Annotated in this window: 14 protein-coding genes; 12 read left to right on the top strand and 2 right to left on the bottom strand. The window is 65.4% G+C overall.

The genetic code is table 11. The features are described 5' to 3' along the window. Positions 1 to 700: 700 nt before the first annotated feature. The 4 genes from L810_RS36510 to L810_RS36495 all read left to right on the top strand — a co-directional run bounded on the left by L810_RS36510 (position 701) and on the right by L810_RS36495 (position 7,236). On the top strand, positions 701 to 2,623 hold the full coding sequence (locus L810_RS36510; RefSeq protein WP_021163181.1) for a PrkA family serine protein kinase: 1,923 nt from the start codon (positions 701 to 703) through the stop codon (positions 2,621 to 2,623). A 125-nt stretch (positions 2,624 to 2,748) separates the two neighbouring features. Further along, positions 2,749 to 4,017: a YeaH/YhbH family protein gene (locus tag L810_RS36505; RefSeq protein WP_021163180.1), complete on the top strand. Its 1,269-nt coding sequence runs from the start codon at positions 2,749 to 2,751 to the stop codon at positions 4,015 to 4,017. Further along, positions 4,014 to 5,693: a SpoVR family protein gene (locus tag L810_RS36500; protein WP_021163179.1), complete on the top strand. Its 1,680-nt coding sequence runs from the start codon at positions 4,014 to 4,016 to the stop codon at positions 5,691 to 5,693. The genes L810_RS36505 and L810_RS36500 overlap by 4 nt, the downstream gene beginning before the upstream one ends. A gap of 238 nt (positions 5,694 to 5,931) precedes the next feature. Beyond that, complete coding sequence (locus L810_RS36495; protein WP_021163178.1) at positions 5,932 to 7,236, top strand: MFS family transporter; 1,305 nt, start codon at positions 5,932 to 5,934, stop codon at positions 7,234 to 7,236. Between the two features lie 76 nt (positions 7,237 to 7,312). Here the strand turns inward: L810_RS36495 and L810_RS36490 are convergent, their stop codons facing one another. Further along, positions 7,313 to 8,242: a LysR family transcriptional regulator gene (locus tag L810_RS36490; protein ID WP_021163177.1), complete on the bottom strand. Its 930-nt coding sequence runs from the start codon at positions 8,240 to 8,242 to the stop codon at positions 7,313 to 7,315. Positions 8,243 to 8,343: 101 nt separating this feature from the next. On the opposite strand from L810_RS36490, the gene L810_RS36485 reads away from it, so the two are divergent. The 8 genes from L810_RS36485 to L810_RS36450 all read left to right on the top strand — a co-directional run bounded on the left by L810_RS36485 (position 8,344) and on the right by L810_RS36450 (position 16,980). Further along, entirely contained in the window at positions 8,344 to 9,381 is a 1,038-nt protein-coding gene (locus L810_RS36485) for an agmatine deiminase family protein (protein ID WP_042977680.1), read from the top strand. A gap of 46 nt (positions 9,382 to 9,427) precedes the next feature. Continuing rightward, positions 9,428 to 10,342 carry an N-carbamoylputrescine amidase gene (gene aguB / locus L810_RS36480; RefSeq protein WP_021163174.1) on the top strand — a complete coding sequence of 305 codons (915 nt, stop codon included), beginning with the start codon at positions 9,428 to 9,430 and terminating at the stop codon, positions 10,340 to 10,342. Positions 10,343 to 10,352: 10 nt separating this feature from the next. Next, positions 10,353 to 11,465 carry a polyamine ABC transporter substrate-binding protein gene (locus tag L810_RS36475; protein WP_021163173.1) on the top strand — a complete coding sequence of 371 codons (1,113 nt, stop codon included), beginning with the start codon at positions 10,353 to 10,355 and terminating at the stop codon, positions 11,463 to 11,465. A gap of 50 nt (positions 11,466 to 11,515) precedes the next feature. Then, the gene (locus tag L810_RS36470) at positions 11,516 to 12,628 is read left to right on the top strand and encodes an agmatine deiminase family protein (RefSeq protein ID WP_021163172.1); all 1,113 of its coding nucleotides are present in this window, start codon (positions 11,516 to 11,518) and stop codon (positions 12,626 to 12,628) included. Positions 12,629 to 12,780: 152 nt separating this feature from the next. Then, the gene (locus tag L810_RS36465; RefSeq protein WP_042977684.1) at positions 12,781 to 14,292 is read left to right on the top strand and encodes an agmatine deiminase family protein; all 1,512 of its coding nucleotides are present in this window, start codon (positions 12,781 to 12,783) and stop codon (positions 14,290 to 14,292) included. A 327-nt stretch (positions 14,293 to 14,619) separates the two neighbouring features. Next, complete coding sequence (locus L810_RS36460) at positions 14,620 to 15,435, top strand: ABC transporter substrate-binding protein (protein ID WP_042977678.1); 816 nt, start codon at positions 14,620 to 14,622, stop codon at positions 15,433 to 15,435. 94 nt (positions 15,436 to 15,529) lie between these two features. Continuing rightward, positions 15,530 to 16,252 (top strand): amino acid ABC transporter permease, encoded by a 723-nt coding sequence (locus L810_RS36455; protein WP_021163168.1) that lies wholly within the window; start codon positions 15,530 to 15,532, stop codon positions 16,250 to 16,252. 2 nt (positions 16,253 to 16,254) lie between these two features. Then, entirely contained in the window at positions 16,255 to 16,980 is a 726-nt protein-coding gene (locus L810_RS36450) for an amino acid ABC transporter permease (protein WP_021163167.1), read from the top strand. Between the two features lie 147 nt (positions 16,981 to 17,127). On the opposite strand, the gene L810_RS36445 is transcribed toward L810_RS36450, so the two are convergent. Next, the coding region (locus tag L810_RS36445; protein ID WP_051392375.1) for a M23 family metallopeptidase at positions 17,128 to 18,309 on the bottom strand (1,182 nt) is incomplete at its 5' end.

The raw sequence follows: 18,309 nt of genomic DNA, 5'->3' as shown, positions 1-18,309 counted from the left end.
GCTGCTGCGCGCGACGATCGCGATGCCCCGCCGAAACGCGCGGCTGCGCCGGCACCGGTGCGCAAGCCCGTCGCGGCCGCCGCTGCGCCCGCGCAGGCGGCCGCTACCGGTGGCGCGGACGACTGGGAAACCTTCTGATTCGCGCGTACCGCGTATCTATCCCCATTTGGTATCCCATTTGGTAGCGAACCACGCCCGCAACACGCGGGCGTCGTCGTTTCTGCGGTGGAGAAATGTGACAGACGACGTACATGAACGACGATCGTGCAAGGTTGCGCGCATCGAACACTCTGCATCGACTGAGGTGCGCACAGGTGCAAGTGAAGTGCCCGCATCCGTCGTACGGGTATTTCCGTAAGGGCGCTGCGAAAAAAATTTGTAACGGCGCGCGCAACGTGTCGTCGCAAACGGCTGCTCGAACGTATAGGGATGAGGGAGGAAGTGACGACGTCGGATGTGTCCAACGCACAAGACGTTCCGTTGTTCGACGAGACGCGACGGATGCAGTTTCTGCGGCTCGGGAGATCGATTGTAAAACGACGAAATGCGTTGTCCAAGCGGTGTTGTCGAGAATGACGAACTTCATACGAAGAGTTCGTGAAAAAAAATAAGAAAGGGTTTAGGATGAATTCGAACGCGCTTGCTTCTGCGCAGTCGTACGAAGGCAGGCACGTCTTCAGACTCAGGCGAGGGAGGTAGCATGGATATTTACAGCAGCTTCGCGAACCGCTTCGAAAAAACGCGAGAGGAAGAGCTCTCGCTGGAGGAGTATCTCGCGCTCTGCAAGAACGATCCATCCGCGTACGCGACGGCTGGTGAACGCATGCTGGCAGCAATCGGGGAACCTGAACACATCGATACCCGCAACGATCCGCGCCTGTCGCGGATCTTCGCGAACAAGGTCATCAAGGTCTATCCCGCATTCCGTGAGTTCTACGGAATGGAGGAAGTGATCGAGCAGGTGGTCGCATATTTCCGTCACGCAGCGCAAGGGCTCGAAGAGAAGAAGCAGATCCTCTATCTGCTTGGCCCGGTGGGCGGCGGCAAGTCGTCGATCGCCGAGCGTCTCAAGCAACTGATGGAGCGCGTGCCGTTTTATTCGCTGAAGGGTTCGCCCGTCAACGAATCGCCGCTCGGGTTGTTCGACTACGACGAAGACGGCCCGATCCTCGAGGAACAGTACGGCATTCCGCGCCGCTACCTGAAAAACATCCTGAGTCCGTGGGCTGTCAAGCGCCTGCACGAATACAACGGCGACATCCGCCAGTTCCGCGTGGTGCGTCGTTATCCGTCGATCCTGCGGCAGATCGGCATCGCGAAGACGGAGCCGGGTGACGAGAACAACCAGGACATCTCGTCGCTGGTCGGCAAGGTCGATATCCGCAAGCTCGAACAGTACGCGCAGGACGACGCCGACGCGTACAGCTACTCCGGTGGCCTGTGCCTCGCGAACCAGGGCCTGCTCGAGTTCGTCGAAATGTTCAAGGCGCCGATCAAGGTGTTGCACCCGCTGCTCACCGCCACGCAGGAAGGCAACTTCAAGGGCACCGAGGGCTTCGGCGCGATTCCGTTCGACGGGATCATCCTCGCGCACTCGAACGAGTCGGAATGGAAGGCGTTCCGCAACAACCGCAACAACGAGGCACTGCTCGACCGGATCTTCGTCGTGAAGGTGCCGTACTGCCTGCGCGTCTCGGAAGAGACGAAGATCTACGAGAAGCTGATCCGCAACTCGTCGCTGGCCGAGGCCGTCTGCGCACCGGGCACGCTGAAGATGATGTCGCAGTTCTCGGTGCTGTCGCGCCTGCACGAGCCGGAGAATTCGAGCCTGTTCTCGAAGATGCAGGTGTACGACGGCGAAAACCTCAAGGATACCGATCCAAAGGCGAAGTCGTACCAGGAATACCGCGACTACGCGGGCGTGGACGAAGGGATGACGGGCGTGTCGACACGCTTTGCGTTCAAGATCCTGTCGCGCGTGTTCAACTTCGATTCGAGCGAGGTCGCGGCCAACCCCGTGCACCTGATGTACGTGCTCGAGCAGCAGATCGAGCGCGAGCAGTTCCCGCCGGAAACCGAGCAGAAGTATCTGTCCTTCGTGAAGGACGTACTGGCGTCGCGCTACGCGGATTTCATCGGCAAGGAGATCCAGACGGCCTACCTCGAGTCGTATTCGGAGTACGGCCAGAACATCTTCGACCGCTACGTCACGTATGCGGACTTCTGGATCCAGGACCAGGAATTCCGCGATCACGATACGGGCGAGAGCTTCGACCGCGCCGCGCTGAACGCGGAGCTGGAGAAGATCGAGAAGCCGGCCGGCATCAGTAATCCGAAGGATTATCGCAACGAGATCGTGAACTTCGTGTTGCGTGCACGGGCAGCGAACGCCGGCAAGAACCCCGTGTGGACGAGCTACGAGAAGTTGCGCGTCGTGATCGAGAAGAAGATGTTCTCGAACACCGAGGAACTGTTGCCGGTGATTTCGTTCAACGCGAAGGGTTCGGCGGAGGAGCAGCGCAAGCATGAGGACTTTGTGAACCGGATGGTCGCGAAGGGCTATACGCCGAAGCAGGTGAGGCTGCTTTGCGACTGGTACCTGCGCGTGCGCAAGTCATCATGACGCGCGCGGTACCGCGCCCGTACGGCGAGACCGTACGGGCGCCTTCAGAGGCGCCGCCCGCATGACGGCAGACGGCATGCGCGGCGAGTGCCCCGGCAGATCGACTTTCGAGCGGGAGACCGGGAGTGCTTCATCAAATCATCGACCGCAGGCTGGCCGGCAAGAACAAGAGTATCGCCAACCGCGAACGCTTTCTGCGTCGCGTCAAGAACTACATTCGTCGTGCCGTGTCCGATGCGGTGCGCGACCGTAGCATCAAGGATATCCAGAGCACGCAGAGCATCACGATCCCGCGCAAGGACATCGCGGAGCCGAATTTCCGGCACGCGCCTGGCGGGCGTCGCGAATACGTGCACCCTGGCAACGAGGACTACGTGCGCGGCGACAAGATCCCGCGCCCGCAGGGCGGCTCGGGTGGCGGAGGCAGTCAGGCGAGCAACGAGGGCGAAGGGCAGGACGACTTCGTGTTCGAGTTGTCGCGCGACGAGTTCATGCAGTACTTCTTCGACGATCTCGAACTGCCTCGCCTCGTGAAGACGCACCTGTTGACGGTGCCGAGCTGGAAGAACGTGCGCGCGGGATGGTCGGCGGAAGGCACGCCGAACAACATCGACGTCGTGCGTTCGCTGCGCAGCGCACTCGGGCGTCGCATCGCGCTCGGCTCGCCGCTCGTCAACGAGCTGCGAGAGCTGGAGGCGCAGCTCGAGGCGATGAAGAGCGACCCGGAAGACCGGCGCGCGGAGATCGCGGTGCTCGAGGCCGAGATCCATCACCTGAAGGGGCGCATCTGGCGGATTCCGTTCATCGATCCGTTCGACCTGCGCTACATCAACCGCGTGAAGCAGCCGCAACCGTCGAGCCAGGCCGTGATGTTCTGCCTGATGGACGTGTCGGGCTCGATGGACGAGCAGCGCAAGGATCTGTCGAAGCGCTTCTTCATCCTGCTTTACCTGTTCCTCAAGCGTAACTACGAGCGCATCGAGGTGGTGTTCATCCGTCACCATACGCGTGCCGAGGAAGTCGACGAGGACACCTTCTTCCATTCGACGGAGAGCGGCGGCACGGTGGTGTCGAGTGCGCTCGAGCTGATGCGCAAGGTGATGAACGAGCGCTACTCGCCGACCGAGTGGAACATCTACGGCGCGCAGGCGTCCGACGGCGACAACTGGACTGACGATTCGCCCAAGTGTCGCAAAATCCTGGAAGAGGATATCCTCACGAAGGTGCGTTACTTCGCGTATATCCAGGTCGCGCCGGAAGAGCAGAACCTGTGGCTGGAATACGCGCAACTGGCCCTGTCCCAGCCGCATCTCGCGATGAAAAAAGTGGAATCGGCTGCCGACATTTACCCGGTGTTTCGCGAATTGTTCGAAAAGCAGGTGGAAATGTCATGACGACCCGCCATCTGCACAACGAGTCGCGCGGCTATGCGCCGCGCCCTTCCGGCGACGACACGGCCGGCCCTGCCGCACCGCAGCAAAGCGCGCAGGCCGAACCGCCGCCGCCGGCCGCCGACTTGCCCGGCCCAGGGCAAAAGGAAGCGCGTATGAACGTTGCCGAACGCAAGCCGCTGCCGTGCCCGTCCGACTGGACGTTCGAACTGCTCGAGGAATACGACACGCACATCTCGCAGGTCGCCGAACAATACGAGCTCGACATCTACCCGATCCAGCTCGAACTGATCAGCGCCGAGCAGATGATGGACGCGTATGCGTCGGTCGGGATGCCCGTCAACTACCGTCACTGGTCGTTCGGCAAGCACTTCCTGTCGACCGAGAAGAGCTACCGCCGTGGCCAGATGGGCCTCGCGTACGAAATCGTCATCAACTCGAACCCGTGCATCGCGTACCTGATGGAAGAGAACACGATGACGATGCAGGCGCTCGTCATCGCGCACGCGGCGTACGGGCACAACTCGTTCTTCAAGGGCAACTACCTGTTCCGGCTGTGGACCGACGCGCACGCGATCATCGACTATCTCGTGTATGCGAAGAACTACGTCGCGGAATGCGAGGAGCGCTACGGGCTCGATCGTGTCGAGGAACTGCTCGATTCGTGCCATGCGCTGATGAACTACGGCGTCGACCGCTACAAGCGGCCGCAGAAGCCTTCGCTGTCGAAGGAGGCCGCGCTGCGGCGTGAACGCGAGGCGTACCTGCAGTCGCAGGTGAACGAACTGTGGCGCACGTTGCCGGGCAAGAAGCCCGAGCTGATGGAGGAGCAGGAAGACCGCTATCCGCCCGAGCCGCAGGAGAACCTGCTGTATTTCGCGGAAAAGAATGCGCCGCTGCTCGAACCGTGGGAGCGGGAAGTGATCCGCATCGTGCGCAAGATCGGCCAGTATTTCTACCCGCAACGGCAGACGCAGGTGATGAACGAAGGCTGGGCGACGTTCTGGCACTACACGCTGCTGAATACGCTGTACAACCAGGGGAAGCTGGAAGACAGCTTCATGATGGAGTTCCTGCATTCGCACAGCAACGTGGTCTACCAGCCGCCCGTCACGAAGCCGTACTACAGCGGGATCAACCCGTACGCGCTCGGCTTTTCGATGATGAGCGACATCCGGCGGATCTGCGAAGCGCCGACGGAGGAAGACTACAAGTGGTTTCCCGAGATCGCGGGCACCCCGTGGCTGCCGGCGATGCACTACGCGATGCGCAACTTCAAGGACGAGAGCTTCATCGCGCAGTACCTGTCGCCGAGCCTGATCCGCGACATGCGGCTCTTCTCGGTGCTCGACGACGACATGCGCGATTCGCTCGAGGTGTCGGCGATCCACGACGATTCGGGCTACCAGTATGTGCGGCAGGCACTGTCGAGGCAGTACGACATCCATCACCGCGAGCCGAACATCCAGGTGTGGGCGGTGAACACGCGCGGCGACCGCAGTCTCACGCTGCGCCACTTCATGACCGACAACCGTCACCTGTCGAACGACAGCGACGAAGTGCTCAAGCACATGGCGCGGCTCTGGCAATTCGACGTGTTCCTGGAAAGCGTCGACGAGGCCGGTACCGTGCGCAAGCGCTACGAGTGCCGCTACGTGCCGCCGGAGGTGCGGATCTGAACATCGCCTGCGGAAAGTTTGCACCGAACGCCAGCCTGCGGGCTGGCGTTTTCATATGACGAACGCATGGCGGGAGAAAAATTTTCTACATCCGGACGAACCCGGAGAGCCTGTTACTTTACATTTCGCTAAAATCCCGTAGCGCCGTGCGCCGTGCGCCGGAACCGGTGCCACGTTCGATCGCACGCGGCGGCCCAGCCGCCTCGCCCAGAAAGTACTACAAGGAACAGACCAATCCATGGACGTCCAGACCGAACAAGCTGCGCTGTCCGCGCATGACACCCGGCGGCGCGTGTTCGCCATCGTCGGCGCATCGTCGGGCAACCTCGTCGAGTGGTTCGACTTCTACATCTACTCGTTCTGCGCGCTGTACTTCGCGCCGGCATTCTTCCCGAGCGGCAACACGACGACGCAGCTGCTGAACACGGCGGGGGTGTTCGCGGCCGGCTTCCTGATGCGTCCGATCGGCGGCTGGCTGTTCGGCCGCATCGCCGACCGCCACGGCCGCCGCAACGCGATGATGATCTCGGTGCTGATGATGTGCGGCGGCTCGCTCGTGATCGCGGTGCTGCCGACCTACGCGCAGATCGGCGCGCTCGCGCCGGCGCTGCTGCTGGTCGCGCGGCTGTTCCAGGGGCTGTCGGTGGGCGGCGAATACGGCACGAGCGCGACCTACATGAGCGAGGTGGCGCTGAAGGGCCGCCGCGGCTTCTTCGCGTCGTTCCAGTACGTGACGCTGATCGGCGGCCAGCTGTGCGCGCTGCTCGTGCTCGTGATCCTGCAGCAGACGCTGTCGGGCGACGAACTGAAGGCGTGGGGCTGGCGCATTCCGTTCGTGGTCGGCGCGGCGGCCGCGTTGATCTCGCTGTACCTGCGCAAGTCGCTCGACGAGACGTCGACGTCCGAATCGCGCGACAAGAAAAACGCGGGCACGATCCGCGGCGTGTGGCAGCACAAGGGGGCGTTCTTCACGGTGGTCGGCTTCACGGCCGGCGGCTCGCTGATCTTCTACACGTTCACGACGTACATGCAGAAGTACCTCGTGAACACGGCCGGCATGCATGCGAAGACGGCCAGCAACGTGATGACCGTCGCGCTGCTCGTCTACATGCTGATGCAGCCGGTGTTCGGCGCGCTGTCCGACCGGATCGGCCGCCGCACGTCGATGATCCTGTTCGGCTCGTTCGCGGTGATCGGCACGGTGCCGCTGATGCACGCGCTGAAGGACGTGACGAGCCCGGTGGCGGCATTCGTGCTGATCACGGTCGCGCTCGCGATCGTCAGCTTCTACACGTCGATCAGCGGGCTGATCAAGGCCGAGATGTTCCCGCCGGAAGTGCGCGCGATGGGTGTCGGCCTGTCGTATGCGGTCGCGAACGCGATCTTCGGCGGCTCGGCCGAGTACGTCGCACTGTGGTTCAAGTCGATCGGCAGCGAGGAAACCTTCTACTGGTACGTGACCGTGCTGTGCGCGATCTCGCTGATCGTGTCGTGGCGGATGCGCGATCCGAGCAAGGAAGGGTACCTGCGTCACGAGCCGTGATCGGCCGCGCATCGTACGCATTCGCCTCATGACGAACGTCCCGCCAGCCGGCGGGACGTTTTTTTTCGGCGTTCGATTACGCGGGCGGAGGCGGCGCATGGTCGGGCGCCGGGTCGGCCACGCTCGACAGGATGCCTTGCTGGACCAGCCAGTCGAACATCTGCTCGACGATCGGCGAGCGCGACGGGCCTTCCATCCGCGACAGCCACCATGTGGTGCCGGGCAGGCGCGGGTAGTCGGCGAGCACGGTCAGCGTGTGCTGGTCGAGGCCGGCCTGCGCGACGAGGCGCGGCAGGCATGCAATGCCGCGGCCGCGCTGCACGGCGTCCAGCACGAGCCGCTGGTCGTCGTAGATCGCCTGCATCCGGAAATCCGACAGCTGCTCGCGAAAGACGGTCGCCATGCGCTCGTCGGTCAGGCTCGTTTCGAGGCAGACGAGCCCCGCGTGCCGCGCGTGTTCGGCACGCGGCACGCGGGCGAGCGTCTCGGCCAGCGGCGTTGCGCATACCGTCACCCATTCGTCACGCATGAACGGGATATCGACCAGGCCCGGCTGCAGCATCGGCCGCGTGCCGATCGTCATGTCGACGTCGATCTCGTCGACGTAGCGGGCGGTTTCGTCGGTCGACAGCAGCGGGCACAGGTCCGGCAGCGCCTGCTGCAACTGCTCGAGGCGCGACTGCAGCCAGCCGTGCAGCAACGGTGCCGGACACACCAGCACGACGAGCCCCGGGTTCAGGTAGGTCGCGATGCGGTCGAGCCCGCCGCGCAACGTGTCCATCGCACGCTGGACGCTGCGCTGCAGGACCTCGCCGGCGATGGTCAGCTCGACGCCGCGGCCGCGCCGGCGGAACAGCGGTTGCCCGAGCTGCGCTTCGAGTTGCTGGATCTGATGGCTGATCGCCGACTGCGACAGGTGCAGCTCGTCGGCCGCGCGCGAGAAATTGCCCAGCCGGGCCGCGGCTTCGAAGCCGGTCAGTAGTTTCAGGGACGGAACGCGTTGCATCGAGATATGAGGTGAATTGATTGATTCGGCCAAAAAATATCAATATTCATCAAGTTTAACCTGACGGAAAATCGCTCATCAATCACAACGGAGTCGGATCGATGGGTCGCTTTGATGCTCGCCAGCGCGGTTACCGGATGCCAGCCGAATGGGAATCCATGCACGCGACGTGGCTCGGATGGCCGGTGCTCGACAATCGCGAGGACCTGTGGGGGACGCATTACGCGCAGGTCTGCCGCGAATTCGCGCTGGTCGCGCGCACGATCGCGCGCTATCAGCGCTGCGTGGTCGCGGTGCACCACAGCCAGGCCGACGCCGCGCGCGAACTGGTGGGCCCGAGCGTCGACGTGCTGCCGGTCGCGGCCGAGGACAACTGGCTGCGCGATTGCGGGCCGATCTTCCTCGTGAGCGAACGGCGCGGGCTGGGCGCGGCCGTGTTCCGCTTCAACTGCTGGGGCGAGAAGTACCAGCCGTACGACGGCTGCCAGCAGGCCGGACAGGACATCGCGCGCGCGGCCGGCGCCGAGATCTTCAATTCGCACATGGTGCTGGAGGGCGGCTCGTTCTACGTCGACGGGCAGGGCACGCTGGTCACGACCGAGAGCTGCCTGCTGCATCCCAACCGCAATCCGCACCTGAGCCGCACGGAGATCGAAGCAGAATTGCGCCGCATGCTGGGCGTCGAGAAGATCGTGTGGCTGCCGGGCAACCCCGACGAAGTGGAGACGAACGGGCATGTGGACGGCATCGCGTCGTTCATCGCACCCGGCCGGATGCTGTGCCAGACCGCGCTGCCGGAGCAGGGCGACTATTTCCGCGTGATGCGGGAAAACCGCCGCGCGCTGGAGCTTGCGACCGATGCGGCGGGGCGCCGTTTCGAGCTGCTCGACCTGCCGTCGCCGATCGTCAGCGAACGCTTCGGCTCCGAGCGCTACTGCGACTGTTACGCGAACTACATTTTGGTGAACGGCGCGGTGATCGTGACCGCATTCGGCGTCGAGCAGGACGAGGCCGCACGCGACGCATTCAGCCGGGCGTTCCCGACGCGCAAGGTGCAGATGCTGCCGATCCCGACGCTGTCGATCGGCGGCGGCAGCATCCACTGTTCGACGCAGCAGCAGCCGTCCGTCGCGCACTGAGCGACGTCCCGTCAGCGGTTTCCGGTTCCATCGAGGAGCAATCGCAATGCCGTCCAAACACATCACCGTCGCCGCCGTCCAGATGGCGTCGGGCAGCTGGAATCTCGAAGACAACATGGCCACCGCGGAGCGCCTGATCCGCGCGGCCGCCGCGCAGGGCGCGAATCTCGTGCTGTGCCCGGAACTGTTCGCGATGCCGTACTTCTGTCTCGACCAGAACGTGCGCCATCTCGAACTCGCGCAGCCGTTCGAAGGCAACGCGCAGATCGCCCGGTTCGCGGCGCTGGCCGGCGAACTCGGCGTCGTGCTGCCGATCGGCTTCTTCGAGCGCGCGGGCAATGCCGCGTACAACTCGATCGCCGTGGCGGACGCGGACGGGCGCGTGCTCGGCGTCTATCGCAAGACGCATATCCCGGACGGGCCGGGCTATACGGAGAAGTTCTATTTCACACCGGGCGATACCGGCTTCAAGGTGTGGGATACACGCTTCGGCCGGATCGGCATCGGCATCTGCTGGGACCAGTGGTATCCGGAGACGGCGCGTTGCCTCGCGCTGATGGGCGCGGAGATCCTGTGCTTTCCGACCATCATCGGCTCGGAGCCGTTCAGCAGTGCGTTCGATTCGTCCGGCCACTGGCAGCGCACGATGCAGGGCCACGCGGCCGCCAACATGGTGCCGGTGGTGGCGGCCAACCGGATCGGCCGCGAAGCCGGCTTCGGCAACGGCAATCCGCAGCAGCAGGGGCTCACCGGCGTGTTCTACGGGTCGAGCTTCATCGCGGATCACACCGGCGAGAAGCTGGCCGAGGCGAACCGCACCGACGAGGCGGTGCTCGTGCACACGTTCGATCTCGACGCGATCCGCGCCGACCGGCAGTCGTGGGGCTTCTTCCGCGATCGCCGCCCGGAGATGTACCGTACGTTGCTGACCAGCGACGGCGTATCGTCCTGCTATCGATGAGGGAGGCGCGATGAGACGGCAAGGATGGTTGCGTGTCGCGGCGCCGGGCCTCGCGCTGTGCGTGCTGGCGGGAACGGCGCGCGCCGACGAAGAGAAAGTGCTGAACCTCTATAACTGGAGCAATTATTTCGCGCCGGATACGCTGGCCGGCTTCGAGAAGGAAACCGGCATCAAGGTGCGCTATGACGCGTACGACAGCGACGAGACGCTGCAGTCGAAGCTGCTGACCGGCAACAGCGGTTACGACCTCGTGTGGCCGACCAACGACTTCATGGCCCGGCAGATCCAGGCGGGTGTGTTTCGCAAGCTCGACAGGAACCGGCTGCCGAACCTGAAGTATCTCGATCCGTCGCTGCTGAAGCAGATGGCGCAGTCCGATCCCGGCAACCAGTACGGCGTGCCGTACATGTGGGGTACCGTGGGCGTCGGCTACGACCGCGCGAAGGTGCGCGCGATCCTCGGCAAGGACATGCCGGCCGACAGCCTCGACCTGCTGTTCAAGCCGGAGATCGCGTCGCGCGTCGCCGCGACGTGCGGGCTGGGCCTGCAGGACTCCGCGAGCACCGTGCTGCCGCTGGCGCTGCGTTATGTCGGCCGCGATCCGATGCATCCGTCCGCGCAGGACTACGCGACCGCGCAGGCGATGCTGATGAAGATCCGGCCATTCATCCGCGAGTTCGTGGGTTCGTCCGACGCCAACGAGCTGATCGACGGCGAGCTGTGCGTGACGGTCGGTTTTTCCGGCGCGATCAACCTGGCCGCGCAGAAGGCGAAGGCGCGCGATCCGAAGCGCGACGTCGTGTACGACATTCCGCGGATCGGCACCCTGATGTGGTTCGATGCGATGGTCATTCCGGCATCCGCGAAACATCCGGACAACGCGCATGCGTTCATCAACTACATCCTGCGTCCGGACGTGATCGCGAAGATCTCGAACTCGACGCGCTACGCGAATGCGAACCAGGGCGCGCTGAAGCTGATGGATCCGGCGCTGGTGCGCGATCCGGGCGTCTATCCGGACGAATCGACGCGGCGTACGCTGTTCACGCCGATCGCCGAATCGCCGGCCGCGATGCGTCTCGAAGGCCGGACCTGGCTCGGCTTCAAGACGGCGCGACCGTGACGGCCCGCCCTGAAACAATCGAAGTAACCGGCAAGCGAAAGAGGAATGCCATGACTACACGACGTCAACTGTTGAAACGCGGCCTGTCCGTCTCGGGCGCGGCGCTGGCTGCCGGCGCGATGGGCGGGTTGTTCGGCCGCGCCGCGCACGCGCAGCAGGGCGCCACCTGGCACATGCCGGACGAGGGCGCGCCGCACACGGCGACCTGGATGGCGTTCGGCCCGAGCGCGGACATCTGGGGCGCGCGGCTGCTGCCGGTGGTGCGCGAGAATCTCGCGGCCGTTGCGAAGGCGATCGCCGCGCACGAGCCGCTGAAGATGCTGGTGCGGGAGGAAGACTACGCGGTCGCATCGCGGCTGTGCGGCGCGTCGGTCGAGCTGGTCCAGCACCCGGTCGACGATCTGTGGATGCGCGATACGGGGCCGGTGTTCGTGAAGAACGCGTCGGGCCAGCTCGGCGGCGTGAGCTTCAATTTCAACGGCTGGGGCAACAAGCAGGAACACGACCAGGACGCGGAAGTCGCACCGTTCGTGGCCGAACGCGCCGGCGCGCGGCTGGTCGACACGAAGCTCGTGCTGGAAGGCGGCGGCATCGAGGTGGACGGTGAGGGCACGGCGATCATCACGCGCAGTTGCGTGCTGAATGCGAACCGCAATCCGGGTGTCAGCCAGGCGCAGTGCGAAGCGGAGCTGAGCCGGTTGCTGGGGCTGAAGAAGATCATCTGGTTGCCGGGCATCGCCGGCAAGGACATCACCGACGGGCATACCGATTTCTACGCGCGCTTCACGAGCCCGGGCGTCGTGGTGGCGGGGCTCGACACGGACCCTTCGTCGTACGACCACGCGGTGACGCGGCAGCATCTGGAGATCCTGCGGAAATCCACCGATGCGAAGGGGCACCCATTGAAGGTCGTCGTGCTGCCGGGGCCGAAGACCGTCCGGCACGCCTACGAGAACGCGGAGTTCGCGGCCGGCTACATCAATTTCTACGTGTGCAATCGCGCGGTGATCGCGCCGCAATTCGGCGACAGCCGTGCCGACCGCAATACGCGCGACACGCTCGTCGACCTGTTCCCCGGCCGCGAGGTCATCCAGCTGAACATCGACGGCATCGCCGCGGGCGGCGGCGGCATCCACTGCACCACGCAGCAGCAGCCGGCGTGAGCGCGGCCGCGGGCCGGTCCGCGTGACCGGCCCACGAGCGGCTTCAATTTCCCAGTCTTTCCGGACTACTGAAAACAAAGGCGGAGTCCGTCCTTCGGGACGGAAGCCGGCGCGCACGCATGCGTGCCGGCCGCGCAACGGAGTTGAAATACATGACGAAGAAAGGAAACAACGCGAGCACGAACCCGCACGCGTCGCAGATGCCGGATGCCGGCCGACGCGGATTCATCCGCTGTTCGGCGGCCTGGCTCGGCATGCCGCTGCTGGGCAGCCTGGCCGCATGCGGTGGCGGCGACGGCGGCGGTGCGTCCGACCCAGGAGGCACGTCGCGCCCGACACCGTCGGCACGGCAGGCCGTGTACCGGCTGCCGGCCGAAGAGGCGCCGCACGCGTTGACCTACATGACTTTCGCGTCCGGCGTGGATGGTATCTGGGCGCCAGTGACGCAGCAGAGCACGGATGCCGGCATCGACCGGGTGCGGGCCGACCTGATGGACGTCGCGAAGGCGATCGGCGCAACCGAACCGGTCAACATGCTGGTGCTGCCTGCTGACCTCGACGCGGCCCGCGTGCTGCTCGCGAACGCAAGCGTGGCGAATCCCGACCTGCATGGGCGCTATGCGGCGCGTGCCGCGGGCACGGGCGGGATCACCCTCGTGCCGCTCGCCGACGGCTTCAACGATTTCTGGGTGCGCGACACGGGTTGCGTGTTCGTCCGGGACACGGCGAACGGCAATGCGCTGAACGCGATCGGCTTCAATTTCAACGGCTGGGGTAACGCGAATACCGACGGCGCCGGCCAGGGTGCGGGGACGATTCCGCCGGCGATCCTGGCCGCGAGCAACCGGTCGAAAGGGGGCAAGTTCTTCCAGCCGTTCAGCCAGGACAGCAAGGTGGCGGGCTGGATGGCGCAGACCAACGGCGCGAACCTGGTCCGCAGCACGTTGACGCTCGAAGGCGGCGCGATCGAATTCGACGGCGACGGGACGGCGATCCTCACCGAATCGTCCGTGCTGCACGTGAACCGCAATCCGCATCTGTTCGACATCCCGAACGGCGCGATCGCCCATGCGACGCTGCTGCCGACGGCCCGGGATACCGTGCTGGCCGAACTGCAGCGCACGCTCGGCGTGCGGAAGATCATCTGGCTGCCGGGCACCGCGACGTTTCCGCGCGGCAGCGGCGTCGGTGGCGCGGGCGGTGCGTCGACGCCGGCCGGCGAAAGCGACATCACGAACGGTCACGTCGATTTTTACGCGCGCTTTCTCGCGCCCGGCGTGGTCGCATGCTGCTACGACGCGTCGAATTCGACCGGCGAACGCGCGTTGACGGACGCGCACCGGCAGCGCCTGGCCGGCCAGACCGATGCGAACGGCCGGCCGCTGAAGATCGTCGAGCTCGTGCCGCCGGTCAGCTACGGCACGTCGGCAGGCACGACGCTGAACGAGCGGCAGATGTCGCACTTCGCGGCCGGCTACATCAACTTCTATACGTGCAACGGTGCGGTCGTCATGCCGAAGTTCAACGACGCGGCGGCCGACGCGGTCGCGGTCGCCGCGATCCGGCCGTATGCGGGGAACCGGGCGATCGTGCAGGTCGACATCCTCGGCATCGCGTCGGGCGGCGGCGGCATCCATTGCTCGACGCGGGAAGTGCCGGCGTGAGCGTGCCACGTCATATCGATATGGGAATCGATTCGTTGTCCATCGCACGCGAATTCCTTAATCTGGGCCCGTAGTTCGTGTGACACCTCCTTGACTGGGATTCGCGCCCGCTGCCTGCAGCGGGCGTCTTTTTTTGCGTGCCGCATCTCACGCCGCGTGCCGCGCCTCATCACGAAACCCGCTGAGCAAAGCACCATTTGTTGGTTCGGATTCGCCGCACGCGCTGATACGTTAGCGGCTTCGCGACGACACACTCCGTCGCGATGTTCTTCGAACCGGGCCGCCGCGCGATCCGCGGCGGCCTTCATAACAATTCAGGTCGTGCTCATGAAATTCCACACTCTCGCTACGTGGCTCGTCGGGGCTGCGCTCATTACCGCAGGCACCGTCGCGCATGCGGACCGTCTCGACGATATCAAGAAGGCAGGCGTGCTGCGCGTCGCGACGTTCGACAGCAACCCGCCGTTCGGCTATGTCGACGGCAAAAGCAATCACATCGTCGGCCTCGACGTCGACTATGCGAAAGCGCTCGCCGACAAGCTCGGCGTGAAGCTGCAGCTCCAGCCGACCAACCCCGCGAACCGCATTCCGTTCCTGACGTCCGGCAAGGTCGACCTCGTGCTCGCGAACTTCACGATCACCGACGAGCGCGCGAAGCAGGTCGACTTCAGCATCCCGTATTTCTCGTCGGGCCAGCAGTTTCTCGCGAAGAAGGGCGTGCTGAAATCGGCCGACCAGCTGAACGGGCTGCGCGTCGGCGCCGACAAGGGCACGACCAACGAAATCACGCTGCGCGAGAAATTCCCGAAGGCAACGATCGTCGCGTACGACGACACGCCGTTCGCGTTCGCCGCGCTGCGCGCCGGCAACGTGCAGGCGATCACGCAGGACGGCCCGAAGCTGATCGGCCTGCTCGCGAACGTGCCGGACAAGCAGAACTACGAGATTCCGGCGTTCACGATCTCGAACGACTACATGGGCGTCGGCGTGCCGAAAGGCGAGACGCGCCTGCTCGGCTTCGTCAACGACACGCTGAAGGGGCTCGAGGCGAACGGCCGCGCCGTGCAGATCTACGACGCATGGTTCGGGCCGACGACGAAGACGCCGCTCACGCGCATCTTCCGGATCGGCGACAAGACCTGACGGCTCCCGCTCGCGCGCCGCGATCGGCCGGAACACCGGCCGCGCGGCGCTTTTCGCTTTCATCCGACCGCGTGCGTCGTGCGCGCTTCCCAGCATGCTCGGGTTGGCTCCCAAATATCTGTCCTGGCTCTGGCAGGGCTTCCTGCTGACGCTCGGTCTCGCGGCCGCGTCGGCCGTCGCCGCGACCGCCGGCGGGCTGCTGCTCGCGGTGATGCGGCATGCACGCGGCAGGGCGCCGCGCGCGCTCGCCGCCGCATACGTCGTCGCGTTCCGCAACACGCCGCTGCTCGTGCAGTTGCTGTTCTGGTATTTCGGTGTCGCGTCGCTGCTGCCCGACACGTGGATCGCATGGCTCAATGCACGCCATGCGGTGAGCGTGGGCCCATTCGCGCTCGCGTGGCCGTCGTTCGAATTCGTCGCGGGCTGGGTCGGGTTGAGCGCGTATACGGCTGCGTTCGTCGCCGAGGAATGCGAAGCCGGCCTGCGCGGCGTGCGGCGCGCGCAACACGATGCAGCCGCCGCGCTCGGCCTCACGCCGATGCAGTCGCTGCGCTACGTGGTGCTGCCGCAGGCCGTGCGCATCGCGTTGCCGCCGCTGTTCGGCCAGTACATGAATCTCGTGAAGAACTCGTCGCTCGCGATGGCGATCGGCGTGGCCGAGCTGTCGTATGCATCGCGGCAGGTCGAGACCGAAACGTTCAAGACCTTCGCCGCGTTTGGCGTCGCGACGTTGCTGTACGTCGCGGCGGTGGCCGTGATCGAAGCGGGCGCGTATGCGGCGACGCAATGGCGCGACCGGCTGGGAGCGGGGCGCTGACGATGGATTTCTCGCTGCTGCTTTCGAATCTGCCGTACCTGTTGGTCGGCGCGTTCCCGGAAGGGCCGCTCGGCGGTGCCGCGCTGTCGCTGCTGCTCGCGATCGCGTCGGCCGCGGCATCGGCCGTGCTCGGCATCGCGCTCGGCGTTGGCATGGCGCTCGCGCGCGGCCCGGCGCGCGTGCTGCTGCTCGCGTTCATCGGCTTCTTCCGCGCGATTCCGGTGCTGATGCTGATTTTCTGGACCTACTTCCTGATGCCCGTGCTGCTGCACATGGACGTGCCGGGGCTCGCGACGGTCGTGTGCGCGCTGGCGCTGATCGGCGGCGCGTATCTCGCGCATGCGGTGCATGCGGGGATCGTCGCGGCGGGCGACGGCCAATGGCAGGCCGGGCTGTCGCTCGGGCTCACACGCTGGCAGACGGTGCGCCACGTGCTGCTGCCGCAGGCGATCCGGATCATGACGCCGTCGTTCGTCAACCAGTGGGTCGCGCTCGTGAAGGACACGTCGCTCGCGTATATCGTCGGCGTGCCGGAGCTGTCGTTCGTCGCGACGCAGGTGAACAACCGGCTGATGGTGTATCCGGCGCCGATCTTTCTGTTCGTCGCGGTGATCTATCTGGTGCTGTGTACGTCGCTCGACGGCGCGGCGCGGTGGTTGTTGTCGCGGGGGGCGCGGGAGCGGCGTGCGGCGCAGACGACGGCCGAGTACACGGAACCCGCGCGGTAACGGTGGGCCCGCGAGCCGAGTGCGATGCGTGCGCGCGTTCTCGGTGATGAAGATGAATGGTCCGCGACCCTCCGCAGCGGGCTGCGTCGCCGCTATTCGAGCGGCGACGCGCGTGATGTTGCTGCGGTGGTCGGGCGCTTCAGCGCGTCAGCTTCGTTCCGCCGCGTAGTGCGTATCGAAAACCGCCCGCAACGTCGACGGACCAGTCGCAAAATCGCCCCACAGCGGCCCGTCGTTCTGCGCGAACGCGAACGGCGTCTTGTTGATCGACGCGAGGCGGAAGCGCCATTGCGCGGCTTCCTGGCGGAATGCGGTGAGCTGCATGTCGGACAGCCCCGTCTGCGCGTTCGCGAGCGTGACGAGCGGATCGACCGGATCGTTCGCGACCCGCACCTCGAAATGCAGGTGCGGGCCGGTGGCCGCGCCCGTCATTCCGACCGAGCCGATGCGCTGACCCTGCTTCACCGTTTCGCCGACCTTCAGCCCGCGAGCGTATGCGGAAAGGTGCGCGTAGTACGTCGAATAGCCGTCCGCATGATCGACGATCACATAGCGGCCGTAGCCGCCCGGATCGGTGCCGACGAACGACACGACGCCGTCGGCCGCCGCATCGACCGGCGTGCCGCTCGGCGCGGCGAGATCGACGCCCGTGTGGAACGCCATCGCCTGCGACAGCGGATGGATGCGCTCGCCGAAGAACGAACTGATGCGCGTCCACTTGACCGGCATCGTGAACGCCGCGGCTTCGAGCGGCGAGCCGTCGAGCGCGTAGTACGCGCCGTGTTCGGCGCCCGGCGCGCGGAACCAGATCGCGCCGAACGTGCGGCCGGCGACGCGCAGTTCGAGCGCCGTGAGGCGCGGCGTGCCGTCGTTCGTGTCGAACGCGACGCGGTAGTAGTCGCCGCGCTGCGCGCTCGCGCGCATCGCGACCTTGCCGCTGACGAGATCGCCGAGCTGGATGCGCACTTCGGGCGGCACGTCGAGACGGTTCAGCGTATCGGACAGCGTGAGCTCGATGTCGCCCGCGCGCATCCCTTGCTGGTGTTCGGGCGGAGCAAGCTGGAACAGGCTGGCATAGCCGAGCATGTCGTTGCGATGCGCGCTGAGCGGCGCGAACAGGCCGGGCTGCAGGCTGCGATCGGTGTTGCGATCGACGTGCTCGTTGCGCTCGCCGATCGTGCGGGCGAGCTCGCTCGTCACGAAATGCTGCGCGGTGGGAAACGGCGTGTCGGACAGCACGCGCTGCGGCAGCGCGGCCGTGCCCGAGTCGACGGCGCCCGGCAGTTGCGACACGGCCGGCAGCGCGGCGAGGCCGAGTGCGGCGAGGGC

Source organism: Burkholderia sp. AU4i, assembly GCF_000466765.1.
Lineage (GTDB): Bacteria > Pseudomonadota > Gammaproteobacteria > Burkholderiales > Burkholderiaceae > Burkholderia > Burkholderia cepacia.
The sequence above is the reverse complement of the archived record's forward strand: the minus strand, read 5'-3'. Positions and strand labels throughout refer to the sequence as shown.